This is a genomic window from Stenotrophomonas sp. YJH_SMC_32, from assembly GCF_059369975.1.
This window is the reverse complement of record NZ_JCAFTE010000006.1, coordinates 115,391-140,990: the sequence shown is the minus strand read 5'-3', so window position 1 is coordinate 140,990 and position 25,600 is coordinate 115,391. Positions and strand designations below refer to the sequence as shown.

Sequence of the window (25,600 nt, the reverse complement as noted above, 5' to 3'; positions counted from 1 at the left end):
AACCGCCCGGGCCGGCGCGGACTCAGTCCTCGTCGGCTTCGCCGGTCCCGATGTGGTCGGCGTCTTCGGCGCCGGCCTTCAGGCCCAGCGCGGCCGGCAGCATCAGGCCGCGCAGCACCTGGAAGATCTCGCGGTAAGCGCGCGGCGGCTTGTTCTTCGCCTTTTCGGCCTGCGCGTTGCGTACCAGCGTGCGCAGCTGCTGGCGGTCCGCCTGCGGATAGTCATCGAGCAGGGCGGCCAGCGCCTTGTCACCGTCGGCCAGCAGGCGGTCGCGCCAGTCTTCCACGCGGTGCATCATCGCCACTTCGCGGCGGCCGGTTTCGCTGTTGGCGTCCAGCGCATCGCGGATCGCATCCAGCGTGGCCTCTTCTTCGCGGCGCATGTGCTTGGCCAGGAACGCCAGTTGGCGCTTGTGGGCGATGTGGGCGGTGATGCGCTTGCACTCGGCGATGTGCGGCAGCAGGTCTTCCGGAATCGGCAGGCGCGCCAGCTGGGCCGGGGTCAGCGACACCAGCTTCTCACCCAGGGCCAGCACGTCGAGTGCATCGCGCCGGTTCTGGCTGCGGCTCTTGTCGTGGAATTCACCGGTTTCTTCGTCGCGTCCGCGCATCGTCCCTACCTGATTTCAAAAAAAGTCGCCCGGCGTGATGCCGGGCCCAACCCGTACAGGATAAAGCATTGAACGTGATCGCCCCTGAAGTGGCCGTCGGCGACGACAGCCTGGCCCGGCTGGAACGGCTGGCCGACCTCTCCCAGCAGCTGCTCGACCGCGCCCGCGCGCTGGGCGCCAGCCAAGCCGAGGTCAGCTGCAGCGAGGACCGGGGCCTGGAGGTCAATGTCCGCCTCGGCGAGGTCGAGACTGTGCAGTCCACGCGTGACCGTGGCATCGCCGTGACCGTCTATTTCGGGCAGCGCAAGGGCAGTGCCAGCACTGGCGACCTGAACGAGGCCAGCCTGGCCGCTACGGTCGAGCAGGCCTGCGCGATTGCCCGGCATACCGAGGATGACCCGGCCGCCGGCCTGGCCGAGGCCGCGCTGATGGCCACCGACTTCCCGGACCTGGATGGCTGGCACCCGTGGGCGCTGCAGGCCGATGAGGCGGTGGACCTGGCCCTGGCCTGCGAGGCCGCTGGCCGCGAGGCCGATGCGCAGATCCGCAATTCCGAGGGCGCTTCCGTATCGAGCATGCAGAGCCTGTCGGTGTACGCCAATTCGCATGGCTTCTTCGGTCGTGAGCGAGGCACCCACCATTCGGTCGGCTGCGCGCTGATCGCCGGGCAGGGCGACGGCATGCAGCGCGATGGCTGGTATACCAGCGCGCTGGCGCAGGGGGACCTGGAAGACGTGGGTCTGGTCGGCCGCCGCGCCGCCGAGCGCACCGTGGCCCGCCTGCAGCCGCGTTCGTTGGCCACTGGCAGCATGCCGGTGCTGTTCGCCCCGGAAGTGGCGCGCAGCCTGGTCGGCCACCTGCTGTCGGCAGTGTCCGGCGGCGCGTTGTACCGCCAGGCCAGTTTCCTGCTGGACAGCGTCGGCCAGCGCCTGTTCCCGGAGTGGATGCAGATTGACGAACTGCCGCACCTGCGCCGCGGCCTGCGCTCGGCCGCCTTCGACGGCGACGGCGTGGCCACCCGTGCTTCGGCGCTGGTCCGTGACGGCGTGCTGCAGCGCTATGTGCTGGGCAGCTATTCGGCGCGCAAGCTGGGCCTGCAGACCACCGCCAATGCTGGCGGTGTGCACAACCTGCAGCTGGCGGCCAATGCCGGCTCGCTCGAAGAGATCGCCCGGCAGATGGGTGACGGCCTGCTGGTGACCGAGCTGATGGGGCAAGGTGTGAACGGGGTGACCGGCGACTATTCGCGCGGCGCCGGCGGCTTCCGTGTCGAGAACGGCGAGATCCAGTACCCGGTGGACGGCGTCACCATCGCCGGCAACCTGCGCGAGATGTTCAGCAGCATCGAGGCGGTCGGCAGCGACGTCGACCCGCGCTCGCACATCCGGACCGGCTCGATCCTGCTGGGGCGGATGACCATTGCCGGTAATGATTGATGGCGTCGATGGCGTAAGCTATGCCCGCCTGACGCAACCAGCTTGGTGCTGGTGGGTCAAGACCACCCAATGAAAAGGAGTTTTGTCGTGAGTGAATTCGATAACGTCCCACCGCCGCCGGCAACCACCAATGCCCCGGCCGACCAGCGCACCATGGCGCTGGCCGCGCACCTGCTGGGCATCTTCACCTGGTTCATCGGCCCGCTGATCATCTGGCTGATCAACAAGGATGACGCCAGCAAGTCCTTCGTGACAGACCAGGCCAAGGAAGCGCTGAACTTCCAGATCACCATCACCATCGCGATGCTGATCTGCATCGTGCTGACCATCGTGATCATCGGCGGCATCCTGGCGCCGATCGTCGGCATCCTGAACCTGGTGTTCTGCATCATCGCCGCCGTGAAGGCCAACAACGGCGAAGCCTACCGCTACCCGTTCGCGCTGCGCCTGATCAAGTAATTCCGGCCGCACGCGCAAACAGGAACGCCCGGCATTGCCGGGCGTTCCTGTTTGGCGGCAGCATCACGCCAGCGATCAGTGATCGCGTTCCACCGCCAGCGTGGCCAGCGCGCGCAGCGCGTCGGCCTCTTCGCCATGGCCGGCCAACGTAGCCTGCATGCGTGCGGCCAGTTCGCGCAGCTGCGCCTTCGCACCGTCCATGCCGAGCAGCGCGGGGAAGGTGCTCTTGTCCTGCGCCTGGTCCTTGCCGGCGGTCTTGCCCAGCTGTTCGGAACTGGCTTCGACATCGAGGATGTCATCGCGGACCTGGAAGGCCAGGCCGAGCGCGTCGGCGAAGCCGTCCAGCTGGGCCAGCTGTGGTTCGTGGGCCTGGCCGCACAGCGCCCCCATGCGCACCGCTGCGCGGATCAGCGCGCCGGTTTTCAGCGCATGCATGCGGGTCAGTGCCGCCAGCGTCTGCTGCTGGCCGGTGGCATCGATGTCCAGCGCCTGGCCGCCGCACATGCCGGAGGCACCGGAGGCGTGGGCCAGGGTCTGCAGGCAGGCCACGCGCAGCGTGGCGGGCAGTGGCGCATCGGCCAGCAGGCCGAAGGCACGGGTCTGCAGGGCGTCGCCGGCCAGGATCGCGGTGGCTTCGTCGAAGGCGATGTGGGTGGTCGGCTTGCCGCGGCGCAGCGCGTCATCGTCCATGGCCGGCAGGTCGTCGTGCACCAGCGAATAGGCGTGGATGAGCTCGACGGCCATCGCCGCTGCGTCAAGGCTTTCAGGCTGCGCGCCGAACAGGTGCCCGCTGGCATACACCAGCAGCGGGCGCATGCGCTTGCCACCGCCCAGCACCGAATAGCGCATGGCCTGGTGCAGGCGCTGCGGTGCTTCGGCAGGCGAGGGCAGGGCAGCGTCGAGCTGGCTTTCGATACGGTCGCGCCAGCGCGCGAACAGAACCTCAGCCGTCATGGCTGGGCGGATCGAAAGGTTCGGATGCTTCCGGCTGCGCCGGATCGCTGAGCAGGCGCACGCGCAGTTCGGCCTGTTCCAGCGCCTGCTGGCACTGGCGGTACAGACCGACGCCACGTTCGTAAGCACTGAGCGACGCTTCCAGGCTCAGCTCGCCGGTTTCCATCTGCTCCACCAGCTGCTCCAGCGATTCGAGCGACTGCTCGAACTGGGCGACCGGGGAGGCGTTTTCGGGGGACTTCTTGGCCATGCGGCAAGTGTGGACGGGCTGCGCGCGGGGGTCAATTCACCAGCCGCCGGGACGCCACTGCAGCTGCGCGTCGTGGGCCTGCAACCAGGCCTGCAGGGGAGCTGCGATGACCACGTCGGCGGCGGCAAGCAGCTGGGGCCCATCGAAGATCAGCGGCAGCTGGGCGCGCCGCCAGGGGGCGAGGTGCTCGCGTTGCAGGCAGTCCTTCAGCGCGTGCGAATGCTGGCGACCCGGCAGCAGGATGCGCTCGCCGCCCACGCGTGCACGGACCTGCAGTGGCTGTTCGAAAGCGCCGGCGCCCAGCAGGCTCAGCTGGCCGCCGTCGGGCAATGGCAGCGGTGCACGGCCGTCCCACACGGCCTGCCAGTCGAGGGGCAGCGAGGGCAGCCGGGCCGGCAGCAGATAGGCGTGGTCGCGCCATTGCTGGATCACGTGCTGCTGCCAGCGCACACGCGCCTGGCGGTCGGTGTCGGCTGGCAACAGCTCCTCCAGCGCCTGCTGCAACACCGAGGCCGGCAACGGTGCCGCATCATGGCCCAGCACCCACGCGCGCAACACGCGTGCCGCGCGGCGCGGCGACATCTGGCGCAGCAGTTCCAGTGACAGCACGCGCGGTGCCACTTCCAGATGCGCGATCAGCTCGGCATCTTCCTCGTCCAGCAGTTCGCGGGTCTGCCGGCAATGCGTCGCGCTGCCCGCCAATGCTGCAGCCGCATGCGGCCAGCGCTGGCGCAGCAACGGCAACACCTGCAGGCGCAGGAAGTTGCGATCGGCGTGGTCTTCCGCGTTGCTGGGGTCTTCGATCCAGCGCAGCGCGTGCTGGCGCGCGTAGTCGAGCAGTGCACTGCGTGGTACCGCCAGCAGCGGGCGCCACAAGGGATGTTCGCCAAGGCGGCTGTGCGTGGACATCGCCGCCAGGCCATCGACGCCAGAAGCGCGCAGGGCGCGCAACAGGAAGGTCTCGGCCTGGTCGTCCTGGTGCTGCGCCAGTGCCAGCGTTTCGCCTTCGCGCAGCTCAGCCGCGAACGCGGCACGTCGTGCCTGTCGCGCGGCACCTTCGGTGCCCAGGCCTGTGCCATTCTCGACCTGCACGCGGTGCACGGCCAGCTCAATGCCCCAGGCGTCGCATTGCTGCCGGCAGTGCAGCACCCAGTCATCCGCATCGGGTTGCAGGCCGTGATGCACGTGCACCGCGCGCAGGGCGCTGCCGGAGGTCTGCGCGCAGCGCCACAGCCAGTGCAGCAGCACGGTGGAGTCGACGCCACCGCTGTAGCCCACCAGCAGCGGCGCATCCAGCGGAACGAGGGCAGGGAAGGCAGTCACGGTGGCAAGTATAGGGTGGGGTTTACTTGGCAGGGCTGCGCCCTGCACCCGCTACGAGCCAGAGCAACAGCAACAGCAACAGCTGGTCTGCTGAGGGATGGCGGGGTGGGTCCGGTTGCGGGGGACGCTGCAACCGGACCCACCCCGCCTTCGACAGTTTCCTGCGAACTGTCGGATTGCTCATGGGGTCAGATCCGTTTTCCTGCGGAAAACGGATCTGACCCCCGGATTCAATTCGATATCTGACAGATCTGATCCATGCATGGCGTGGACGGTCCAACCGTCACCGGAAATCTGTCGGGGGTGGGGCGGTGTGGGTGGGCAGGACCGTTGGCGCCATGGATGGCGCCATCGAGCCCCCATGGACGGGTTTACGGCGTGTCCTGACCAGCCACACCGCCCCGCCCAACTCACAGAAAACCAGAGCCGCTTTTGATCTTGATTTGGCTTCGGCTTCGGCTTCGGCAGGTGCAGGGCGCAGCCCTGCCGAAACCCTACTTCACCCGGCGGCCCGAGCGGTCGATGCGGAACCGCTCTCCGCCTTCCATCGGCGTGTGGCCGTCGGCATCCGGCGTGCCGCGGCGGCAGCCATTGCAGACCTCGGCCACGCCATCCTGGAACGGCCAGGCGAAATCGAAGGTGCCCGGCACCACCTGGCGGAATTCCAGATCGAAGTAGCTCACGCGATTGCCGACGCGGCCGCGCAGCAGGCCTTCCTGCGGCGTTTCCGGGCCGTTGTCCCAGGTAAGCACCGGCAGACTGTGGCCCGTGCGGTCGACGTAGTGGAAGCCCTGGTCGGCATACACCACGGCCAGGCCGTGGTCGTCGTAGTTCAGGTCCTTCAGCGTATCGGCGCTGATCTTCAGCCGGTGATCGACCACCTCGCAGTTGGGGAGCGGCCACAACCCGTGTTCGTCGGTCAGCAGCTTGCATGCCGGCGCCTGTGCCTGTGCATTGGCACTGACCAGCACGCCAAGCATTGCCAGCGACCGCGCAAAGCGGCCGCTGGCAGGGGCAGGGCGGGCCTGCCGCGCGATCACTTGGCCTCGGCCTTGCGTTCGAAGGCCGTCGGTGCCGGCAACTGCACAGGGACGCCCTTGTCATCGCAGGTGCCGGCCTGGCACAGGCGCTCGCGCAGGGCCGGGGTGGCCTGCACGATCATGTGGTAGATCGCGTTCTGTTCCAGCGTGCCGCGGATCGCCTTGCTGCCTGGGCCACGTGCCCAGATGCCGACGTCCTCACCACCATGCGATTCGGACTTCATCGGCACCAGCGCTTCCTGCATGTAGTCCGGATGCTCGGTGTCGACCTCGCGCAGGTTCGGGCGACCGTTGGCCGGTTCGAAGCTGCTTGGGTTGTGCGGGTAGCGCTTCGGCCCGGCCGGCTGCTGGTTGCTGCTGCCGGTGTGGCCTGGGCCGTTGGCGTAGCTCAGCGTGGTGTACGGCTGGCCGGTGCCGTCCAGGGCGTAGTCCAGCTTGCCGGCGCCGTCTTCACCGCCCTTGTCCTTCACCTTGCCCAGGATCGGGTTGCCGCGTGCCGGGTAGCCGACGAAGTTCAGCGTGTGCGAGTGGTCGGCCGTGACGATGATCAGGGTGTCGTCGGCCGAGGTCAGCTCGTTGGCCACGCGCACCGCATCGGACAGCGCCACGGTCTCGGTCAGTGCACGGTAGGCATTGCCGCTGTGGTTGGCGTGGTCGATGCGCGCGCCTTCGATCATCAGCACGTAGCCTTCCGGGTGCCTGGAAAGGTTCTTGATCGCTGCAGCCGTCAGTTCGGCCAGGCTCGGCTCACCGCCCGGATCCTGCGGGCGCTCGTACTCGTAGCGCATGTGGTCCGGTTCGAACAGGCCAAGGATGGCCGGCGCATTGGCGGCCGCGGCCAGCTGCTTGCTGTTCCAGACATAGGCACCCTGCGGATGCGCCTGCTGCCATTCCTGGACCAGGCTGCGGCCGTCCAGGCGCTGGCCGACCTTGTCGTCGTATTCCGGGTCGCGCTCTTCCACGGTGGTGAACTCACCACGGCCGCCACCAAGGGCGACAAGCGGGCCGCGCCCATAGCGCGAGGTCGACAGCAGTTGCTGGGCGATGTCCTTGCAGCCGGCCGCCTTGGCCGCTTCAGTCAGGTCGGTGTCGTTTTCCCAGTTGCGCTCGGGCGAGTGCGCGTAGGTGGCAGCCGGGGTGGCATGGGTCAGGCGTGCGGTGGAGACCACGCCGGTGGCCAGGCCGGCGCTGTCGGCCAGCTGCAGCCAGGTCAGCAGGCCCTTGGACAGGCTGTCGGCACAGTCGGTGCGGCTTCCGGCACTGACGCCGATCGCGCCCATGTGGGTCTTCACGCCGGTGGTGATGGCGGTCATGGTGCCGGCCGAATCAGGCGTCTGCGAATCGGTGTTGTAGGTCTTGCTGAACGCCGTGGCCGGGAAGCGTTCCCAGGACAGCAGGTTCTCCTCGCCGGAGCCGCCCTTGCGCTGGCCCTCGTAGATGCGCGAGGCGGCCACAGTGGTCAGGCTCATGCCGTCACCGAGGAACAGGATGACGTTCTTGGCCTTGCCGGACATCGCACCATTGGCCGCAGCCTGGGCGGCCCCGCTGCGGTACCACCACTGCGGGGTCTCGCCGGCCGGATGGGCGACGGGATCGACGGCGACCTTCAGGCCGGCCGGGGCGGACGCGGGGGCGGAGCTGGCGCAGGCGCCCAGCAGAAGGGTGGTGGCGCAGGCGGCCAACAGGGAGACGGAACGACGCATGGACGCTGGGATCTCACAAACTGTAACGGGACATTCATTATGCCCGCCCCAGCAAGGCACGCCGATGACACACTGATTTGCCGGCCGGGCGGTCGTTCTGCGGGCTGCCTTGGGCTATCGTGCCAGCATCCCTTCCTTCCCCTCTGGATTGCCTATGAAGCTGGTCTCTGCCTGGCTGCGGATTCCGTTCTGGCAGCGCGTGGTCGGTGGCTTCGTGCTCGGCGCGCTGGCCGGCTGGGCGCTCGGCCCGGCCGCGGAAACGTGGTTTGGCCCGCTCGGTGAGCTGTACGTCACCCTGATCAAGATGATCGCCGTGCCGCTGGTGTTCTTCGCGGTCATCAACGCGATCTCGTCGCTGCACGGGCAGAAGTCCGTGGCCGCGCTCAGTGGGCGCACCTTCCTGTGGTTCGTGATTACCGCTGCGCTGGCAGTGTGTGTCGGCCTGGCCGTGGGTACGGTGCTGCAGCCCGGCGCGGGTGGCCTGCAGTTGTCGATGGCCAGCAACTACGTGCCGCGCGAAGTGCCCAGCGTGGTGCAGGTGCTGCTGGACGTGGTGCCTGCCAATGTCTTCTATGCACTGTCCGGCATCGGCACCAAGGTCAACGCGGCCGGTGAGACCGTGCTGGCTGCGGGTCGCGGCTCGATCCTGCCGGTGATCTTCTTCGCCGGCCTGGTGGGCTTTGCCATCGTCAAGCTGGGCGAGAAGGTGACCGAGGCGCGCAAGCTGGTTGGCCAGATGAGCGACATCATGATCCAGGTGACCCGCTTCGTGCTGGAAGTCACCCCGATCGGCACCTTCGGCCTGATCGCAGGCCTGGTCGGCAGCTATGGGTTCGAGAAGCTGCTGCCGCTGGGCCATTTCGTGCTGGCGTTGTACGTGGCCTGTGCGCTGCACATCGTGGTGGTCTACAGCGCGCTGCTGCTGGCGCACGGCCTGAACCCGCTGAAGTTCTTCCGTGGCGCCGCACCGGGCATGCAGGTTGCGTTCGTCAGCTCGTCCAGCTTCGCTGCGATGCCGGTGGCGCTGCGTTCGATCACCCACAACCTGGGCGTGAACAAGGACTACGGTTCGTTCGCGGTGCCGCTGGGCGCCAGCATCAAGATGGACGGCTGCGGCGCGATCTATCCGGCGCTGTGCGCGGTGTTCATTTCGCAGTACAGCGGCGTGCCGCTGACCCCGGAGCAGTACGTGGTGGTGCTGATCGCCTCGGTGCTGGGCAGCTTCGGCACCGCCGGCGTGCCGGGTACTGCGGTGATCATGGCCACGGTGGTGCTGAGCGCAGCCAATCTGCCGCTGGAGACCATCGGGTACCTGTATGCCATCGACCGCATCCTGGACATGATGCGCACGATGACGAATGTGACCGGCCAGATGCTGGTGCCGGTGCTCGTGGCCAAGGAGACCGGGTTGCTCGACCAGGCGGTGTATGACAATCCGTCCAGCAATGTGGGCGTGGACGATCCTGACCCGACCCCGCCACGCAGCTGAGGTTGCGTGGAGATGAAAGGCCCGCCTGACCGGCGGGCCTTTTGCTTGGGAGCTGGTTGGCGCGGTGGCGGCCAAGGCGGGTCCTGGTAGATCCACGCCATGCGTGGATGGAGGCAGTGCCGACCAACGGTCGGCACCCACCAGGGCAGGCGGCGCGATGCCGACCAAGGTCGGCACCTACTGGGGGCGCAAACAAAAAAGCCGCTGCGGGGCAGCGGCTTCTCGCATCAGGCGGCGCCGTAGCGCCAGCGGGTCAGAGGTCGACCCGGCGGGCCTGCATGAACTTGTTGCCCCAGTAGCCACTGAGCAGGGTGTCCACGCGGACGTCCTTGCCGGAGCTCGGTGCGTGCAGGAAGCGGCCGTCGCCGACATAGATGCCGACGTGGTCGACGCGGCCCTTGCGGCCGAAGAACACCAGGTCACCTGCGGCCAGCGCGGTGCGGTCGTTGATCAGTTCGGCGTTGTCATCGTGGGCCATCTCGCGCGAGACGCGCGGCAGCTCGATGCCCAGGGCCGAACGGAACACATAACCGACCAGGCCGCTGCAGTCGAAACCGCTGTCCGGGTTGCTGCCACCCCAACGGTACGGGGTGCCCAGCAGGGTCATCGCGCGGCGCAGCAGCGACTGCACCTTGCCGTTGTCGGCGGCGGCACCGACAACGCTGCCATTGGCGGCGCTGCTGGTGTCGTAATTGGCGAGCAGGCGGCTGAGGTCGCCGGCCACCACGGCCGAGCGGTCCATCAGCGGAATGGTGTCGTTGGCGGCCAGGTGCGGCAGCAGGGCGGCCAGCGTGGCGCTGGCGGCGGCATCGACGCGGCTGCGCTGCGGAGCGGCAGCCTCGGCCTTGGCGGCCGGTCGGGCGGCGCTCTCGGCCACCGGGGCCGGGGGCACATCGGAACGGTTCGGAGCGGTCTGCGACCAGGCCGGAAGGCTGGTCAGGCACAGTGCCAGGCCAAGCAACAACGGGCGGGCACTGCGTGAAGATACGGAAGTCTGGCCTTCGCTTTTCAGGTCGTCAGTCGTCACGCGTCGGTCACAGGAAAAAAACGATGGGGCATCATGCCCTGTAAAAGCGCCGATAAGTTAAAAATTCCGTTAGTAAAACGTTATTGCGGTAGTGATTTTCGTCACAGTTTTGAACATATCGCCTGTTCATTTTAGCGAAGGACGCGTTTCGCCCCCGTGTAGTGGTCTTTCCAGTAGGGGCCGCTGAGCGAGTCGAGGCGTACCGTTCCGCCGGTACTCGGCGCGTGCACGAAACGCCCCTCACCTACATAGATGCCGACATGGGTGACGCTGCCGCGGCTGCCGAAGAACACCAGATCGCCGGTGGCCAGGCGCTGCGGATCGATCTTCGGGCCCTGTACCGCGGCCAGGTCGCGCGAGGTGCGCGGCAGTCGCAGGTCCAGCATTTCCCGATAGACATAGGCGACCAGGCCGCTGCAGTCGAAGCCCGAATCCGGGGTATTGCCGCCATAGCGGTAGGGCGTGCCGACCAGGCTGATGGCCCGCATCAGCACCGAGTTGGCGGCCTCGGGGTTGTCCGGCACGGTCTTCGGCCAGTTCGCCGTCGGCGGCGGCGGCGCCGGGCGGGTGGCCTTGCCGCCTCCACAGGCGGTCATCAACACGGGCAGGGCCAGCAACAGGGCCGGGGCGAGAAACCGGCGCGGGCCGGACGAAACTGGCGTGATGTGCATGATCTCCGGATAATGCGCCACCTTGGATTGGCCGTCATGATGGCGGCGTCCCCGCCGGGCGACAACCCGCCCCAACCCGCCTGCCTCCGGCAGATCCAGACAGAGTTGCGCATGAAGATCGAAAAAGACCGCGTTGTCCGCTTCCACTACACCGTTTCCGAAGTCGGCCAGGAGCCGATCGAGTCGTCCAAGGACCGCGGCGAGCCGCTGGCGATCCTGATCGGCCACGGCAACATCATCCCGGGCCTGGAAAACGCCATGATGGACAAGGAAGCCGGCGCGACCTTCAACGTCGACGTCAAGGCGGCCGATGCCTACGGCGAGCGTCGTGAAGGTCTGTCCCAGCGCGTGCCGAAGAAGCACTTCGGCAACACCAAGCTGGCCCCGGGCCAGCAGGTCGTGCTGCAGACCAACTTCGGCCCGCGTGCGGTGACCGTGCAGAAGGTCGGCATGAGCGTCGTCGACGTCGACCTGAACCACCCGATGGCTGGCAAGGACCTGCACTTCGACGTCGAGATCGTCGACGTGCGCGAAGCCGGCAAGGAAGAGATCGACCACGGCCACGTCCACGGCGACGGTGGTCACCAGCACTGATCGCAGCGCGATCGTGATGGATGCAGCGGCCCGCTTCGGCGGGCCGTTGCGTTTCTGGAACACGGCGCGGCCATCCATGGCGTACGGGCCGGCGGCATAATGGCGGACCTGCCTGACGGACGCCCCGTGAACGCCGCTTCTCCTTCCCTGCAGCCGGTCGCTTCCGGCGAACGCATCGCCGTGCTGGACGTGCTGCGCGGTGCCGCGCTGCTGGGCATCCTGCTGATGAACATCGAGGCCTTCAGCGGACCGCTGGACCTGGCCTTCACCGGCATCGACGTGCATTGGCAGGGCATCGACTACTGGGCCGATGCCTTTGTGTACGTGTTCGTGCAGGGCAAGTTCTTCACCCTGTTCTCGCTGCTGTTCGGCGCCGGCTTCGCGGTGATGGCGCAGCGCGCTGAGGCCGCCGGGCGCGACTTCACCCCGTTCTATCTGCGCCGCAGCGCTGGCTTGCTGCTGATCGGCCTGTGCCACGCGCTGCTGGTCTGGTCCGGCGACATCCTGGTGATGTACGCGCTGGTCTCGTTGCCGTTGCTGGCCTGCCGGGAGGCGCCGCGCAGCTGGCTGCCGTGGATGGGCGTGACCGTCTATCTGGGCGGCGTTGCGCTGATGCTGCTGGTGGGCGCGATGGTGTCGATGGCTTCGACCGAAGAGGTGCGGGGCATGCTTGCCGAGGCGCAGCAGAGCATCGACCTGCAGCGGCAGGTGTACGGGCAGGGCAGCTGGGCGCAGGCCACTGTGCAGCGCCTGAGCGAGTTCGGCACCTCGATGGGCGCGCTGCTTATCACCGGCCCGGAAGTGCTGGGCATGTTCCTGATCGGCAGCTGGTTCGCCGGCAGCGGCGCGTTGGCGACGCCGGAGCGCTTTCCGCGGCTGTACGCGGTGCTGCGTTGGGGGGCACTGCCGCTGGGCCTCGTGGTCACGCTGCTGGGTATTGCCTGGAAGCCCTACCTGGCGCCGGGTGCCTACGGCCTGCCGGTGACAGCGGCGATGGCGCTGGTGACGATCGGTGGCCTGCCGATGTGCCTGGGTTACCTCGCGTGGATCGTGCATTGGCGTGCGCGGTTGGCCTGGCTGGCACCGGTCGGGCGCATGGCGCTGACCCACTATCTTGGTCAGTCGCTGCTGTGTACCTGGACCTTCTACCACTATGGCCTGGGCAGGTTCGAGACGATGCCGCGCAGCGTGCAGCTGTTGTTCGCGCTGCTGCTGTTTGCCGCGCAGGTGGTCTTCTCGCACCTGTGGCTGCGCCATTTCCGCTTCGGCCCGATCGAGTGGGTATGGCGTGCGATGACCTATCGGCAGTGGCCACCGATGCGGCGCAGGACGGAGCAGGGGTGAGCGATGGGCGCGCATGCGCTGTGCCGATCGGCCGCGCGCCCGCGCATCCTCACGTCTGGCTTGCAGCGGGGCATGGCATGCTCGGCATCAGCATGAGCGCCGGCACCGGCCAGCTGATCGCCGATCTCGTCTGCGGCCGCACGCCAGCGATCGATCCTGCCCCTTACCGACCCGAGCGATTCCGATGAGCACTGCACCTTATGATTACGACCTGATCGTCCTTGGCGGCGGCTCCGCCGGCCTGGCCGGCGCCATCCGCGCAGCACAGCATGGCAAGCGCGTGGCGATGCTGGAACCGGGCGAACTGGGCGGAACCTGTGTCAACGTTGGTTGCGTGCCGAAGAAGGCGATGTGGCTGGCGGCCGACCTGCACGAGCGCATCGGCCTGGCCAATGCGATGGGCTTCGATGTCGAGGCACGCCCGGCGCTGTCGTGGAAGGAGCTGGTGATCCATCGCCAGGCCTACATCACCAACATCCACACCAGCTACCGCAAGCGCCTGGATGAAACCGGCGTGGTGCGCATCCCTGCGCGCGGCCGTCTGCTCGATGCGCATACCGTGGCCTGCAGTGACGGCGTGCATTACAGCGCCGAGCACATCCTGATCGCCACCGGCGCGCATCCGCTGCGCCCGGATATTCCCGGCGCTGAACTGGGCCTGGTTTCCGATGACTTCTTCGATCTGCGTGCGGCACCGGCCGAGGTGGCGATCATCGGTGGCGGTTACATCGCGGTGGAGCTGGCCGGCCTGCTGCAGGCACTGGGCAGCAAGGTCAGCCTGCTGGTGCGCGGCCAGCGGCTGCTGGATCGCTTCGATTACGAGCTGACCGATCAGCTGGCCGAGAACCTGAAGCAGCAGGGCGTGCGCATCCATTTCGGCTATCGCCTGCGCGAACTGCAGCGCGATGGCGAACGCGTACGTGCGTTCGGTCATGATGGCCCGCTCGACAGCGTGTTCGATGCAGTGTTCTTCGCCACCGGCCGGCGCGGCAACAGTCGCGACCTGGGCCTGGAAGCGCTCGGCATCGGCATCGGCGAGCACCAGCAGGTGGAGGTGGACGAATGGCAGACCACCTCTGTGCCGAGCGTGCACGCGGTGGGCGACATCGCTGGCAAGGTCGGCCTGACGCCGGTGGCGGTGGCCGCTTCACGGCGGCTGATGGACCGCCTGTTCGGTGGACGTCCGCAATCGAAGATGGATTACGAGAACGTGGCCAGCGTGGTGTTCTCGCACCCGCCGCTGGGTGCAGTGGGCATGAGCGAAGAAGAAGCGCGCGCGCGTTTTGACCAGGTGAGCGTTTACCACAGCCGTTTCCGCCCGATGCTGCAGGCGCTGGCCAACGGCACCCAGCGCAGCCTGTTCAAGATGGTGTGCGCGGGCCCGGAAGAACGGGTTGTTGGCATCCATCTGCTGGGTGAAGCGGCCGACGAGATCCTGCAGGGCTTCGCGGTGGCGGTGAAGATGGGCGCGACCAAGGCCCAGTTCGACGACACCGTGGCGATCCACCCGACCTCGGCCGAGGAAGTGGTGCTGATGCGCTGACCTCTGGGCGGTTGTAGCGCCGAGCCTATGCTCGGCTGCTTTTCGCCCCGCCTTGGCGGAGTCGGGCGCGGGCTCGACGCTACAGGACAGCAGGCGCCCCCATGCGACAATGGACGCCCCCACGTCTTACCGGGCCGCTCTGCGCGGCCCGCCGTCGTCCTGATGTCCACTCCCGCTTCCCGCATCGCTACGGCTTCCCCCCGCATCGCGCTGGGGGGTATCGGCCTGGCCGCGATCGGCGCCATCGCCGCCTCCGGCAAGGCCATCATCGTCAAGCTCGGCCTGCGTCATGGCGTCGATGCCACCTCGCTGCTCGCCCTGCGCATGCTGATGGCGCTGCCGCTGTTCGTGCTGATGGCACTGTGGGCTGCGCGCCGGGCAGAGCCGCTTTCCTGGGCCGACCGCGCCCGCGTGCTGTGGCTGGGCTTCACCGGCTACTACCTGTCCAGCCTGCTCGATTTCCAGGGCCTGCAGTACATCAGCGTGACGCTGGAACGGCTGATCCTGTACTTGAACCCGACCCTGGTGCTGCTGATCAACGTGCTGCTGGCACGGCAGCGGCCGGGCCGCTGGCAGATCGGCGCGCTGGTGCTGAGCTATCTGGGCGTGCTGCTGGCCTTTGGCCACGATCTGCAGCGCGAAGGTGGGCAGATCATCGTCGGCAGCCTGCTGGTGCTGGGCAGTGCGCTCAGCTACGCGCTGTACCTGTTCGGCAGCGGGCAGGTGGTGGCACGCATCGGCGCGGTGCGGTTGACCGCCTACGCCAGCTGCGTGGCCAGCGTGCTGGTGCTGCTGCACTTCGCGGTGACCCATCCGCTGCCACTGCTGTGGCAGGCACCGGCACCGGTACAGTGGTTGTCGCTGGTCAACGCCACCGTGTGCACGGTGCTGCCGGTGCTGGCGATCATGCTGGCGGTGCAGCGCGTGGGTTCGTCGCTGGCCGCGCAGGTCGGTATGCTGGGCCCTGTTTCCACCATCGTGATGAGCCTATGGCTGCTCGACGAACCGATGGGGCCGGCACAGATCGCCGGCACCGCGCTGGTGCTGATCGGCGTTCTGCTGGTGACCCGCCTGCGGCGCTGACGCCGGAGCAGGCGCGTGCGCGCATCCTGGCGGTGATCCGCGCGATCCCGGCGGGGCAGGTGATGGGCTACGGCCAGGTGGCGATGCGCGCGGGCCTGCCCGGGCGTGCGCGCCTGACCGCGCGCATCCTGGGCCAGAACGACGACCCGGACCTGCCCTGGCACCGCGTGCTGCGCTCGGATGGGCGCATCGCCATGGAAGAAGGGTCGGCGGGCTGGCGCGAGCAGTCGCAGCGGCTGCGTGCCGAGGGCGTGGTGGTTGAGAACGGCCGGGTGCGGATGCCCACGACCGATCTGGCGGTTGTGCTGGATGTTGCCGTTTGGGGCCCGGGCTGAGCATCGCTGGCGACTGAACAGGCCGGACCTGCCGGTCGCCAACAAGGCGCGGTGCTGCGGCTATGATGGAGGCCGTTCCATGCCGGTGCTCCCATGTTCCCGCGTCTGCCAACCGTCACCAAGGCCCTGCTGATCGCCAACGCGATCCTGTTCCTGCTGCAGCAGCCGTTCCTGCTTGGCATGCAGACCTTCGAGCCGTTCATGCTGCAACCGCTGCAGCAAGGCTTCGATGCGTTCTCGCCGGGCGGCAACTTCCAGCCTTGGCAGCTGCTGACTTACGGTTTCCTGCATGGCAGCTTCATGCATCTGTTCTTCAACATGCTGGCGGTCTTCATGTTCGGCGCGCCGCTGGAGCAGACCTGGGGCGAAAAGCGCTTCCTGCTGTATTACCTGGTCTGCGTGGCCGGTGCCGGTGTCTGCCAGCTGCTGGTGGGTACGCTGCTGGAGAACCCGGCCACGGTGCTGGGGGCCTCTGGCGGCGTGTTCGGCCTGCTGCTGGCCTACGGCATGCTGTTCCCGAACCAGCGGGTGATGCTGCTGTTCCCACCGATCCCGATGAAGGCGCGTACCTTCGTGATCCTGTTCGGCGTGGGCGAACTGGTGCTGGGCATGACCGGCTGGCAGCCGGGAGTGGCCCACTTCGCGCACCTCGGCGGCATGCTGTTCGGCTGGTTGCTGATCCGCTACTGGCGAGGGCAGCCGCCGTTCAACAAGCGCCGACCGCCCGGCCCACCGAAGCGCCCGAACCATCTGCGCAGCGTCAAATGATCCGAAGGATCATTTGACGCTGTAGGTGCCGACCGTTGGTCGGCACGCCTTCTCCCACGCGGGGTAGGTGCCAACCTTGGGTGGCACGCCTTCAGAGATCCTGCAACACCACCTGCGCCGCATTGTGACCTGGCGCGCCGGTCACGCCGCCCCCGGGATGTGTTCCCGACCCGCACAGATACAGGCCGGGCAGGGCACCACGATAGCCAGCCTGGCCAACCATCGGCCGTGCCGAGAACAACTGGTTGGCACTGAGCGCTCCGTGGAAGATGTCGCCGCCGATCAAGCCGAAGGTGCGCTCCAGATCCAGCGGTGACAGCACCTGGCGGCCCAGTACGCTGCCAGCGAAACCCGGCGCATACCGTTCAACGGTGGCGATCATCAGATCGGCCACCGTTTCACGATGATCATCCCAGTGACGCCCACCGGGAAGCACGGGCGCCACGTGCTGGCAGAACAGGCTGGCCACATGCTGCCCGGGCGGCGCCAGCGAATCGTCCAGCGTGCTGGGAATGAGCATTTCCACGATCGGTTCGCGTGACCAGCCATTGCGACGCGCATCCAGCCAGGCACGGTCCATGTAATCCAGGCTGGGGGCCATGATGATCCCGGCGCTGAGGTGATCGCCGGGACCGGGCAGAGCGCGGAAGTCCGGCAGCTGCGACAGCGCGACATTCATCCGGAACGTGCCCGAACCGCAGCGCCAGTTCGCCATGCGTTCGCGCGTTGCGTCCGGTACCTGCTCCGGTGCCAGCATCTGCTCGTACAGCAGCTTTGGATTGACGTTGGCGATCATCGCGCGTGCGCGCAGGATTTCGCCGTTGGCCAGCGCCACGCCCACGACACGACCCTGCTCGATCAGCAGGCGTTGCACACCGGCATCCACGCGCAGCTCAGCCCCGGCCTCCCGCGCGGCAGTGGCGATGGCCTGGCTGATCGCGCCCATGCCACCGATCGCATGGCCCCACGCACCTTTCATGCCATTGCACTGGCCGAACACGTGGTGCAGCAGTACGTAGGCACTGCCCGGTGTATAGGGGCTTGCGTAGTTGCCGACGATGCCATCGAAGCCGAACAGCGCCTTGATCGGCTCGCTTTCGAACCAGCGGTCCAGGTACTCGGCGGCCGACAGCGTGAACAGGTCCAGCAGTTCCTGCCGCAGCGAGGCATCCAGCGTGGCCAGTTCACGACCAAGACGACCCATCTGCCACAGCGCAGGCAACGCGCGCCAACCACCCGCAACGCCGGCATCCGGTGGCGTGCGCAGGGCCCACGCGCGCAGCACATCGGCGAAGATATCCAGGCGCGCTTCGTATTCGGGTAGCCGCTGCGCATCCCGCTCGGAGAACTTCGCGACCTCGGCCTGGGTGCGGCCCGGTGCGGACAGCAGGTAGCGGCCGTCCGGCAATGGCAGGAAGTTGTTGGCCGGGCGATTGACGATGCGCAGCCCATGCGCATGCAGCTGCAGGTCGTCGATCACCTTCGGCTGCAGCAATGACACCGTGTAGGACGCCACCGAGTTGCGGAACCCGGGGTGGAATTCCTCGGTGACTGCCGCGCCGCCGAGAACGCCACGACGTTCCAGCACCAGCACCTTCTTGCCAGCGCGTGCGAGATAGGCCGCGCAGACCAGGCCGTTGTGGCCGCCACCGATGATGATCGCATCCCAGGACATCAGCACCTCGGAAAAAGGGGACGGAGGGAATTAAGTCGCAATCCGCATCTGCGCACAGGGGGGAAGAAACGACTTAATCCCCTCCGTCCCCTTTTTGGATTGCCGCTTCGATGGTGGCGATGTCGATCTTCTTCATCGGCATCATCGCATTGAAGGCGCGCTTGGCCAGTGCCTTGTCCTGGCTGGTCACCGCTTCGATCAACATGCGTGGGCTGATCTGCCAGGAAATGCCCCATCGGTCCTTGCACCAACCGCACTGGCTCTCCTGTCCGCCGTTGCTGACGATGGCGTCCCACAAGCGGTCAGTCTCGGCCTGGTCCTCGGTCTGGATCTGGAAGGAGAAGGCTTCGCTGTGCTTGAACGCGGTGCCGCCGTTGAGGCCGACGCAGGGGATGCCGCAGACCGTGAATTCGACCGTCAGTACGTTGCCTTCCTTGCCGTCGGGGTAGTCGCCGGGTGCGTGATGCACCGCAGTCACCGCACTGTCGGGCAGGAGGCTGGCATAGAAGGTGGCGGCCTCGAGCGCGCCGTTGTCGTACCAGATACAGATCGTGTTCTTGTGTGCCATGTCCGGCTCCACGTTGGACGAAGCCGCAGCGATAGCACGCCCGGTGTTAACCCCGGATCGTGCTGCACCCGCAAAAAAAGGGCGCCCGAAGGCGCCCTTTGCACTACCAGTGCGGCAGCGGGCTCAGCGCCAGACCTTGATCTGGTCGGCTTCGCTGCGCTGCATCGGCTGCCCGGCCTTGCAACTGAAGGTGGCACCGAACGCCGGCAGGTTGGCCAGCGTGCCGTTGCTGCGCCACAGGCCCGGTGCGCGGATGTCGGCGGTCAGGCGGCGTGCGGCCTCGTTCGGCGACAGCTGCTGTGCCCACAGCGTCGACCAGGCGCGGAAGAAGCCCTGCTGCTGTGCCTGCTTGGCCTTGGGCTCCTGCGCGGCATACGCCGCCCATGCCAGTTCCAGGCCGGCGATGTCGGCCAGGTTTTCTTCCTGGGTGAGCGTGCCGTTGACCTTGGCACCCTTTACGCCCGGGAAGTCGTAGGCACTGTACTGCGCGGCCACGCGATTGCCGAGCAGGGTCCAGGCGGTCTTGTCGGCCGGTGTCCACCAGCTGCGCAGCTCACCCTTGGCATCGACCAGCGCGCCCTTGGCATCGATCGCACGGGTCAGCTCATGGCCGACCAGGCCACCGAAGCTGCCGAACTTGTCGGCGGCGTCGGCCTTGGCGTTGAACACCGGGCCCTGCAGGATCGCGGCGGTGACGATCAGGCGGTTCTGCGCCAGGTCGTAGGCCAGCGACGGCTGCTGCGGCAGCACGTCCCAGCGGCGGTCGGCATTGCCCTTGCCGATGCGCTTCATTTCCTCGCGGTGGCGCCAGGTCGAAGCAATCAGCATGTTGCCACCAAACGAGCCGCGCCCCATCGGCTGCACGCTGTAGTCCAGGTCGCGCAGCGGCGTGCCGATCTCGATCTTCAGCGCAGCCAGCTTGGCTTGCGCTTCAGCCTTGGCTTCGGCGCTCATCCAGCTGTTGTTCTTGACCGCTTCGATCTGCACTTCGCGCAGCTTGTCGACGATCCACGCCGCCTGGCGACGATCTTCGGCGGACAGGTAGCGCGCGGCATATTCGCGGCCGACCATCGGGCCGGCGGCCACGTTGATCGCATCGAGCACGCTTTCCCAGCGCTGCGGTGGCAGGGTTTCGCCGCGCAGCACGCGGCCACGGAATTCGAACTCGGCGTCGCGGTAGGCCTTGGACAGGTACGGCGCCATCGAGTCGCCCACGCGCCAGCGCAGGTAGGCTTTCCACTGGTCCGGCTTGAGCTTGGTGACCATGCCATCGAGCTGCTTGAACAGCCCCGGATCGGCCAGCGAGACCAGGTCGTCATCCACGCCCTGTGCCTTCAGGAAAGCGTCCAGCTGCAGATTGCGGTAGCGGCTGTTGAGCTCCTTGGTGGAGATCGGCGCGTAGTTGTTGAACGGGTTGTTGATGCCGGCCAGCGACTGCGCGTTGCGCGCCAGCTCGGTCTCCAGCGCGATTACCGCCTGCGATTCGGCATCCAGCTTGGCCGCCGGGGTGCCGGTCAGCGCCAGGATCTGCTTGACGTAGTTGCGGTAGCGGCCCATCAGCGCCACGGTGTCGGCGTCGGTGCGGGTATAGAACGCAGGATCCGGCAGGCCCATGCCGCCCTGCATGAAGTAACCGATGTGGCGGTCCAGTGCCTTCAGGTCGACGTCGGGGCCGAAGTTGAAGGCGACCGGGATGCCCACCTGGTGCAGCGCGGCGATCGACGCCGGCACATCCTTGGCCTTCTTGATGGCGTTGATGCGGGTCAGCAGCGGGGCGATCGGATTGGAACCGTCCGCCTCCACGGCGGCTTCGTCAAGGCCACTGGCCCAGAAGTCACCCAGCAGCTTCTGCACATTGCCCTGCGGCGACTTCATCGCGGCGTCGAGCAGGTCGCGCTGCTGCTGGCGGCTGCGGTCGACCAGCTGGCCGAGCGCGGTAGTGGCACCGGTCTGCGGCACCGGGTTGGCCTTCAGCCAGCCTGCATTGGTGGCGTCGTAGAAGTCGCTGCACTGGGCGCTGACGGCCGGGGCGCGTGCGGCCTTCTTCTTGGCGGCGGCAAACGCATCGTGGGTCGGGACCAGAGTCGCCAGGCTGATGCCCAGGGCGATGGCAAGCGGACGGAAGTTGGGCATGTGGAACGAATCCGTGATGGATTGAGGGCGCGCGCACTATAGCAAGCCGGGCATGGGCGCGGGATGCACGCGTCGCGGTGCATTCGCCGACCAAGGTCGGCAGCTACCGGGGAGCGCCGGGATCAGTAGATCCACGCCATGCGTGGATGAAAGACACCCGGAAAACAAAGGTCCGGGAATTCCCGGGCCTTTGCAGGTCTGCAACAGCGTCAGCCAGGACTTACCAGATCACCACCTGCTGCTCGCCGGTGCGGGCCATCGGCGAACCGGCCTTGCACTGGAACGCGGCGGCGAAGGTCGGCAGGTTCGACGGCGCACCCATGGCACGGAACTGCGCCGGGGCGTGCGGGTCGGTGGCCAGGCGGACCTTGGCGTTTTCCGGGGTGTACTTGGTGCGCCACACGGTGGCCCAGTTGAAGAAGAAGCGCTGGTCTCGGGTGAAGCCATCGACCTTCGCATCTTCCTTGCCGGCGGTGGCCTTCTGCAGCGCGTCGTAGGCGGTGGCCAGGCCACCCAGGTCGGCGATGTTCTCGCCCAGGGTCAGGTGGCCGTTCACCGCCTGGCCGTCGACCTTGTACTGGTCGAACTGCTTGACCAGCTTGCCGGTCAGGCCTTCGAAGTTCTTCTTGTCGGCCGGGGTCCACCAGTCTTCCATGTTGCCGGTCGGCCCGAAGCGTGCACCCTGGTCGTCGTAACCGTGGGTCATTTCATGGCCGATCACCGCACCGATGCCGCCGTAGTTCAGCGCATCGTCGGCCTTCGGATCGAAGAACGGCGGCTGCAGGATGGCGGCCGGGAACACGATCTCGTTCTGCAGCGGGTTGTAGTAGGCGTTGACGGTCTGCGGGGTCATGCCCCACTCGGTCTTGTCCACCGGCTTGCCGATCTTGGACAGGTTGAACTTGTAGTTGAACTCGTTGGCCGCGCGCACGTTGCCCAGGAAGCTGTCGCGCTGGGTCTGCAGGCCCGACCAGTCGCGCCACTTGTCCGGGTAACCGATCTTCGGGGTGAAGGTCTCCCACTTGGCGATGGCCTTGGCCTTGGTTTCCTCGCTCATCCAGCTCAGGCCCTGGATGCGGTCCTTCAGCGCGGCGGCCAGGTTCTTCACCAGCTCTTCCATCTTCGCCTTGGCTTCCGGCGAGAAGGCAACCTTCACGTACAGCTGGCCGAAGGCTTCACCGGCATCGTTCTCGATGGTGCCCAGCACGCGCTTCCAGCGCGGCTTCTGTTCCTTCTGGCCGTTGAGGGTCTTGCCGTAGAACTCGTAGTTCTCCTGCACGAAGGCGTCAGCCAGGTACGGCGAGGCGCTGTCCACGGTGTGGAAGCGCAGGTAGGCGCGCCACACCGACGGGTCGGTATCACCCAGTGCCTTGCTCACTTCTTCATGGAACGCCGGCATGGCCAGCGAGAACTTCTCCGGCGCGGCAACGCCCTGCGACTTGAAGAACTCGGTCCAGCTGAAGTTCGGGGTCAGCTTGTCGGCGTCGGCCAGGGTGACCGGGTTGTAGTACAGCTCGACGTTGCGCGACAGTTCGACGCGCGACTTGGAGGCCTTGGCCAGCCGGGTTTCGAACTTGACCACGTCCTCGGCCTGCTTGGCCGCGTCGGCCGCGGCGACGCCGGACAGCTCCAGCACCTTGGCCACGTGCGCCTGGTAGGCCTTCAGCTTGTCGGCGTTCTTGGCATCGGTGTAATAGGTGGTATCCGGCAGGCCCAGGCCGCCCTGGCTGGCGTAGGCCATGTTCATGGCCGAGTTCTTGAAGTCCGCTTCGGCACCGAAGCCGAACAGGACGTTGTCACCCTTGGCGGCGCTGGTGCGCAGGTAGTTGGCGATCGCCGCCTTGTCCTGCAGGGCGTCGATCGCCGCCAGGTCGGCCTTCAGCGGCTCGATGCCCTGTGCGTTGATCTTGGCTTCGTCCATGCCGGTGGCCCACAGGTCGCCGACGATCTTCTCGATGTGGTTCGGATTCTTGACCTGCGCGACCTGTTCGGCCAGCTGGTGCTGCACGGCCACCGAACGCTCGTCGAGGATGGTGAACGCGCCCCAGCTGGTGCGGTCGCCCGGGATTTCGTTGGCGGCCAGCCACTTGCTGTTGACGTAGTCGCCAAAGGCGGTGCAGGCGTCCTTGGTAGTGTCCAGGTCGCTCGGCTGGAAGGCGTTGTAGGCCGGCAGCTTGCTCTCGTCCAGCTTATAGGTGGTGGCTTCGGCGGTGGCCGGGGCGGAGGCGGCGGCGTCCTTGGCCGGGGTTTCAGTCTTGCCGCAGCCGACCAGCGCGGCCGAAACGGCCAGGGTCAGCAGCACGATCTTGGGAGTACGGGTCACTTGAATGGCCTCCAGGCCGAGTGAGTCAGGGAGTGGCCGCAGGTGCGACCGTGGGCCGAACGATACGCCGCTGGCCAGACCTGCAAGGGTGTCGAAGGTCATGTCCCTGCGCAAGGGCCAGAACGTGCAAGGGCGCCCGCCGGGCGCCCCTGCTGTAGGCCGGTAACGCTTACAGGCCGCCGCCGCCGCAGCCTTTGCCCAGGTAGTCGTCTATCAGCTGCAACTGGTCGGCCATGATGCGGCGCGTCCAGGCCGGCCCGTGGGCGTAGTCGGCGATGGCGTGGAACTCGACCGGCTGGCCGGAACCTTTCGCCTTGTTCACGAACCACTCCGACTGTTCGATCGGCACCGTGCGGTCGCGATCGCCGTGGTAGACCATCAACGGGATCTTCATCTCGCCGGCCTTGTCCACCGGGTTCAGGCCGGCCACCGTGGGGGCCTGGGCCTGGCGGAAGAATGGGTTGGTATAGAAGCGCGACCAGATCTTCTTGATATCCGAGACGCCGGCGCCGGCAATGGCGCATTTGTACAGTCCGTTGGGGCGGACCGAGGCCGCAAACGCCGAATAGCCGCCATAGGAGAAGCCGAACATGGCGATGTGGCCGGGGCGGGCGATCTTCTGGTCGATCATCCACTGCGCGCCGTCGTCCTTGTCATCCTGCATCTTCTGGCCCCACTCGGCGTCACCGGCCATCCACAGCTTGCGGCCCCAGTCGGCCGAGCCACGGAACTGCGGGCGCAGCACCGCCATGCAGCGCGATGCCATCAGCGGGACCCACATCGAGCCATCGAAGTCCATGCCATCGCGCGCCCAGGGCCCGCCGTGCGGATGCACGACCGCCTTCCAGGGGCCGGCGCCGCACAGCTCGGTGCTGGGCGTGGTGAGGAATGCAGGAATGTCCAGCCCGTCGCGTGCCTTGTAGTAGACCAGCCGGGTCTGGCCCAGCGCGGCAGGCTGGATCTGCGGGTAGGTCTTCGCCAGCAGGGTCAGCTTGCCGTTGTGCAGCAGGTGGTATTCGGGCGGATTGGAAGGCCCGGAGGTAACGACCAGCACGTTGGAAAGGTCCGCCGTGTAGTCGACGATGCGCAGGCTCACGCCGGTATCGTAGTTGGCGGTGAAGCGCTGGCCGTTGGCGGTATCGACCATCGCCAGCGGTTCCTGGGTGATGCCCAGGGCCTGGCGCAGGCCCTGGTCCAGCGCCTTCATGCGCGGCGAGGTCCACTGCATGTCGTCACCGCGCGGACCGGCGTAGCCGATGCCCATGATCTCGCCGAACGGCACCGCACCCTTGCGGAAGCGGTTGATCAGCATCGAACCGGCGTTGAACAGCTTGTGCTCGAACAGCACTTCCTTCTGCTTGCGCGCGCTGATGTCGTACTCATACACGATCGCCTTGTCGCGGCCGACATTGCTGAGCACGAAGGCGATGTTCGGGTCGTCGGCAAAGCCGATCACCTGGTTGACGTCGCGGTTCTTCACATAGGAGCGAAAGTGCTCTTCCCAGGTACCGGTGGCGGGCGACCGGAACTCGGTGGCGACGTAGGCACCGGTGCCGTCGACATCCTGGCGCAGGCGTGCGCGCAGCTCGCTGTCGAGGTCGGTGATGTAGCCGGCCACGCGCTCTTCGGTCTTCTGGATGCGCTGCGAGGTGAAGTTGCGCAGGTCGACCTTGTAGACGTCACCGGAGCTGCTGCCACTGCCGTTGACCACCAGGATGTGGTCCGGATCGTTGGGCAGGGTGTCCAGTACCGTGGCGTTGGCCAGGGCCTGCTCGAGCTCCTCGCTGCGGCTGCTGGCACGTGGAGGCGTGATCGGCTCCTTCCATTGCTTGCCTTCGATGTCGGTGATGAAGAACTTGCTGACGAAGGTCTTGGTCACCCGGTCCGCGCGCAGGTCGTAGGGCTGCCACAGCACCACCGCCAGCTGCCCGTTCTTGATGAACGATACGCTCTGGAACTTCATGCGGTTGGCGCCGATCACCGTTGGCGGCTTGTCCAGTGCATCGGTGCGCCACACCACGATCACGCGCTCTTCGCCATTGGCGCGCAGGCCGGCGATGTGCTGGCCATCCGGCGATAGCGACAGGCTGGAGATGGCGGGGAAGGCCGCCATCTGCTCAATGGTCGGAGCTTCGGGCTTGGCGTGCAGGGACGGGGAAACACTGGCCAGGGCCGCCAGCAACAGGGTTCGCTTCATTGCAACCTCGGAATGCAGTGGCAGCTGCCTGTGGAAAAGGCAGTGCCTGAAATGGAACCGCCGCCCCGAAGGGCG

General features: G+C 67.0%; 22 protein-coding genes and 1 pseudogene. 10 read left to right on the top strand and 13 right to left on the bottom strand.

The annotated features are described in order from the left end of the window. Positions 1–22: 22 nt before the first annotated feature. Positions 23–610 carry a ribosome biogenesis factor YjgA gene (gene yjgA / locus AC5P7S_RS10815; protein ID WP_095377645.1) on the bottom strand — a complete coding sequence of 196 codons (588 nt, stop codon included), beginning with the start codon at positions 608–610 and terminating at the stop codon, positions 23–25. Positions 611–678: 68 nt separating this feature from the next. On the opposite strand from yjgA, the gene pmbA reads away from it, so the two are divergent. Both pmbA and AC5P7S_RS10805 read left to right on the top strand, forming a co-directional pair. Then, complete coding sequence (gene pmbA / locus AC5P7S_RS10810; protein WP_095377644.1) at positions 679–2,046, top strand: metalloprotease PmbA; 1,368 nt, start codon at positions 679–681, stop codon at positions 2,044–2,046. Positions 2,047–2,133: 87 nt separating this feature from the next. Next, the gene (locus AC5P7S_RS10805) at positions 2,134–2,505 is read left to right on the top strand and encodes a DUF4870 domain-containing protein (protein ID WP_065179227.1); all 372 of its coding nucleotides are present in this window, start codon (positions 2,134–2,136) and stop codon (positions 2,503–2,505) included. A gap of 75 nt (positions 2,506–2,580) precedes the next feature. Here the strand turns inward: AC5P7S_RS10805 and AC5P7S_RS10800 are convergent, their stop codons facing one another. The 5 genes from AC5P7S_RS10800 to AC5P7S_RS10780 all read right to left on the bottom strand — a co-directional run bounded on the left by AC5P7S_RS10800 (position 2,581) and on the right by AC5P7S_RS10780 (position 7,775). Continuing rightward, positions 2,581–3,459, bottom strand: coding sequence for a polyprenyl synthetase family protein (locus AC5P7S_RS10800; protein ID WP_053498934.1), 879 nt, complete (start codon positions 3,457–3,459; stop codon positions 2,581–2,583). Beyond that, positions 3,449–3,709, bottom strand: a complete 261-nt coding sequence (locus AC5P7S_RS10795; protein ID WP_005410522.1) for an exodeoxyribonuclease VII small subunit — start codon at positions 3,707–3,709, stop codon at positions 3,449–3,451. The genes AC5P7S_RS10800 and AC5P7S_RS10795 overlap by 11 nt, the downstream gene beginning before the upstream one ends. 36 nt (positions 3,710–3,745) lie before the next feature. Beyond that, entirely contained in the window at positions 3,746–5,032 is a 1,287-nt protein-coding gene (gene tilS, locus AC5P7S_RS10790) for a tRNA lysidine(34) synthetase TilS (protein ID WP_170944906.1), read from the bottom strand. A 494-nt stretch (positions 5,033–5,526) separates the two neighbouring features. Beyond that, the gene (locus AC5P7S_RS10785; protein ID WP_095377642.1) at positions 5,527–6,072 is read right to left on the bottom strand and encodes a WG repeat-containing protein; all 546 of its coding nucleotides are present in this window, start codon (positions 6,070–6,072) and stop codon (positions 5,527–5,529) included. Then, a complete protein-coding gene (locus AC5P7S_RS10780; protein WP_053497129.1) occupies positions 6,069–7,775 on the bottom strand; it encodes an alkaline phosphatase in 1,707 nt (568 codons plus the stop codon). Before AC5P7S_RS10780 ends, AC5P7S_RS10785 begins: the two co-directional genes overlap by 4 nt. A 154-nt stretch (positions 7,776–7,929) precedes the next feature. Between AC5P7S_RS10780 and AC5P7S_RS10775 the strand changes: the two genes are divergently transcribed. Next, positions 7,930–9,264: a dicarboxylate/amino acid:cation symporter gene (locus AC5P7S_RS10775; protein WP_065179181.1), complete on the top strand. Its 1,335-nt coding sequence runs from the start codon at positions 7,930–7,932 to the stop codon at positions 9,262–9,264. Positions 9,265–9,517: 253 nt separating this feature from the next. Here AC5P7S_RS10775 and AC5P7S_RS10770 read toward each other — a convergent pair whose 3' ends face one another. Together AC5P7S_RS10770 and AC5P7S_RS10765 are read right to left on the bottom strand one after the other, a co-directional pair. Then, positions 9,518–10,276 (bottom strand): C40 family peptidase, encoded by a 759-nt coding sequence (locus AC5P7S_RS10770; RefSeq protein WP_428993463.1) that lies wholly within the window; start codon positions 10,274–10,276, stop codon positions 9,518–9,520. Positions 10,277–10,422: 146 nt separating this feature from the next. Further along, positions 10,423–10,962: a C40 family peptidase gene (locus tag AC5P7S_RS10765; RefSeq protein WP_005418044.1), complete on the bottom strand. Its 540-nt coding sequence runs from the start codon at positions 10,960–10,962 to the stop codon at positions 10,423–10,425. A 111-nt stretch (positions 10,963–11,073) separates the two neighbouring features. On the opposite strand from AC5P7S_RS10765, the gene AC5P7S_RS10760 reads away from it, so the two are divergent. The 7 genes and pseudogenes from AC5P7S_RS10760 (at position 11,074) to AC5P7S_RS10730 (ending at position 16,629) form a co-directional block, all read left to right on the top strand. Then, positions 11,074–11,556 carry an FKBP-type peptidyl-prolyl cis-trans isomerase gene (locus AC5P7S_RS10760; RefSeq protein WP_005418041.1) on the top strand — a complete coding sequence of 161 codons (483 nt, stop codon included), beginning with the start codon at positions 11,074–11,076 and terminating at the stop codon, positions 11,554–11,556. Between the two features lie 99 nt (positions 11,557–11,655). Next, the gene (locus tag AC5P7S_RS10755) at positions 11,656–12,900 is read left to right on the top strand and encodes a DUF418 domain-containing protein (RefSeq protein ID WP_095377640.1); all 1,245 of its coding nucleotides are present in this window, start codon (positions 11,656–11,658) and stop codon (positions 12,898–12,900) included. 26 nt (positions 12,901–12,926) lie between these two features. Beyond that, positions 12,927–13,088, top strand: a pseudogene (locus AC5P7S_RS10750) (amino acid dehydrogenase); the annotation flags it as partial. Then, entirely contained in the window at positions 13,085–14,443 is a 1,359-nt protein-coding gene (gene gorA, locus AC5P7S_RS10745; protein WP_005418027.1) for a glutathione-disulfide reductase, read from the top strand. The pseudogene AC5P7S_RS10750 and the gene gorA, both read left to right, overlap by 4 nt. Before the next feature lie 162 nt (positions 14,444–14,605). After that, complete coding sequence (locus AC5P7S_RS10740) at positions 14,606–15,526, top strand: DMT family transporter (RefSeq protein ID WP_095377639.1); 921 nt, start codon at positions 14,606–14,608, stop codon at positions 15,524–15,526. Continuing rightward, complete coding sequence (locus AC5P7S_RS10735) at positions 15,433–15,861, top strand: MGMT family protein (RefSeq protein WP_425604979.1); 429 nt, start codon at positions 15,433–15,435, stop codon at positions 15,859–15,861. Before AC5P7S_RS10740 ends, AC5P7S_RS10735 begins: the two co-directional genes overlap by 94 nt. A gap of 93 nt (positions 15,862–15,954) precedes the next feature. After that, positions 15,955–16,629 (top strand): rhomboid family intramembrane serine protease, encoded by a 675-nt coding sequence (locus tag AC5P7S_RS10730; RefSeq protein WP_095377638.1) that lies wholly within the window; start codon positions 15,955–15,957, stop codon positions 16,627–16,629. 91 nt (positions 16,630–16,720) lie between these two features. On the opposite strand, the gene AC5P7S_RS10725 is transcribed toward AC5P7S_RS10730, so the two are convergent. The 5 genes from AC5P7S_RS10725 to AC5P7S_RS10705 all read right to left on the bottom strand — a co-directional run bounded on the left by AC5P7S_RS10725 (position 16,721) and on the right by AC5P7S_RS10705 (position 25,525). Beyond that, positions 16,721–18,304, bottom strand: a complete 1,584-nt coding sequence (locus AC5P7S_RS10725) for a phytoene desaturase family protein (protein ID WP_095377669.1) — start codon at positions 18,302–18,304, stop codon at positions 16,721–16,723. 73 nt (positions 18,305–18,377) lie between these two features. Beyond that, positions 18,378–18,872 (bottom strand): VOC family protein, encoded by a 495-nt coding sequence (locus tag AC5P7S_RS10720; protein ID WP_069139599.1) that lies wholly within the window; start codon positions 18,870–18,872, stop codon positions 18,378–18,380. Positions 18,873–18,995: 123 nt separating this feature from the next. Next, positions 18,996–21,005 carry a M13 family metallopeptidase gene (locus AC5P7S_RS10715; protein WP_005418018.1) on the bottom strand — a complete coding sequence of 670 codons (2,010 nt, stop codon included), beginning with the start codon at positions 21,003–21,005 and terminating at the stop codon, positions 18,996–18,998. Between the two features lie 220 nt (positions 21,006–21,225). Beyond that, positions 21,226–23,328 (bottom strand): M13 family metallopeptidase, encoded by a 2,103-nt coding sequence (locus tag AC5P7S_RS10710; protein ID WP_095377668.1) that lies wholly within the window; start codon positions 23,326–23,328, stop codon positions 21,226–21,228. Positions 23,329–23,497: 169 nt separating this feature from the next. Next, positions 23,498–25,525, bottom strand: coding sequence for an alpha/beta hydrolase family protein (locus AC5P7S_RS10705; protein WP_057495920.1), 2,028 nt, complete (start codon positions 25,523–25,525; stop codon positions 23,498–23,500). Between the last annotated feature and the right edge of the window lie 75 nt (positions 25,526–25,600).

Coding starts and splice junctions, on each gene's coding strand:
- yjgA (WP_095377645.1), bottom strand. CDS start 610: ATGCGCGGACGCGACGAAGAAACCGGTGAATTCCACGACAAGAGCCGC.
- AC5P7S_RS10800 (WP_053498934.1), bottom strand. CDS start 3,459: ATGACGGCTGAGGTTCTGTTCGCGCGCTGGCGCGACCGTATCGAAAGC.
- AC5P7S_RS10795 (WP_005410522.1), bottom strand. CDS start 3,709: ATGGCCAAGAAGTCCCCCGAAAACGCCTCCCCGGTCGCCCAGTTCGAG.
- AC5P7S_RS10780 (WP_053497129.1), bottom strand. CDS start 7,775: ATGCGTCGTTCCGTCTCCCTGTTGGCCGCCTGCGCCACCACCCTTCTG.
- AC5P7S_RS10775 (WP_065179181.1), top strand. CDS start 7,930: ATGAAGCTGGTCTCTGCCTGGCTGCGGATTCCGTTCTGGCAGCGCGTG.
- AC5P7S_RS10765 (WP_005418044.1), bottom strand. CDS start 10,962: ATGCACATCACGCCAGTTTCGTCCGGCCCGCGCCGGTTTCTCGCCCCG.
- AC5P7S_RS10760 (WP_005418041.1), top strand. CDS start 11,074: ATGAAGATCGAAAAAGACCGCGTTGTCCGCTTCCACTACACCGTTTCC.
- AC5P7S_RS10755 (WP_095377640.1), top strand. CDS start 11,656: ATGGCGGACCTGCCTGACGGACGCCCCGTGAACGCCGCTTCTCCTTCC.
- gorA (WP_005418027.1), top strand. CDS start 13,085: ATGAGCACTGCACCTTATGATTACGACCTGATCGTCCTTGGCGGCGGC.
- AC5P7S_RS10740 (WP_095377639.1), top strand. CDS start 14,606: ATGTCCACTCCCGCTTCCCGCATCGCTACGGCTTCCCCCCGCATCGCG.
- AC5P7S_RS10735 (WP_425604979.1), top strand. CDS start 15,433: ATGGCTGCTCGACGAACCGATGGGGCCGGCACAGATCGCCGGCACCGC.
- AC5P7S_RS10730 (WP_095377638.1), top strand. CDS start 15,955: ATGTTCCCGCGTCTGCCAACCGTCACCAAGGCCCTGCTGATCGCCAAC.
- AC5P7S_RS10725 (WP_095377669.1), bottom strand. CDS start 18,304: ATGTCCTGGGATGCGATCATCATCGGTGGCGGCCACAACGGCCTGGTC.
- AC5P7S_RS10720 (WP_069139599.1), bottom strand. CDS start 18,872: ATGGCACACAAGAACACGATCTGTATCTGGTACGACAACGGCGCGCTC.
- AC5P7S_RS10715 (WP_005418018.1), bottom strand. CDS start 21,005: ATGCCCAACTTCCGTCCGCTTGCCATCGCCCTGGGCATCAGCCTGGCG.
- AC5P7S_RS10705 (WP_057495920.1), bottom strand. CDS start 25,525: ATGAAGCGAACCCTGTTGCTGGCGGCCCTGGCCAGTGTTTCCCCGTCC.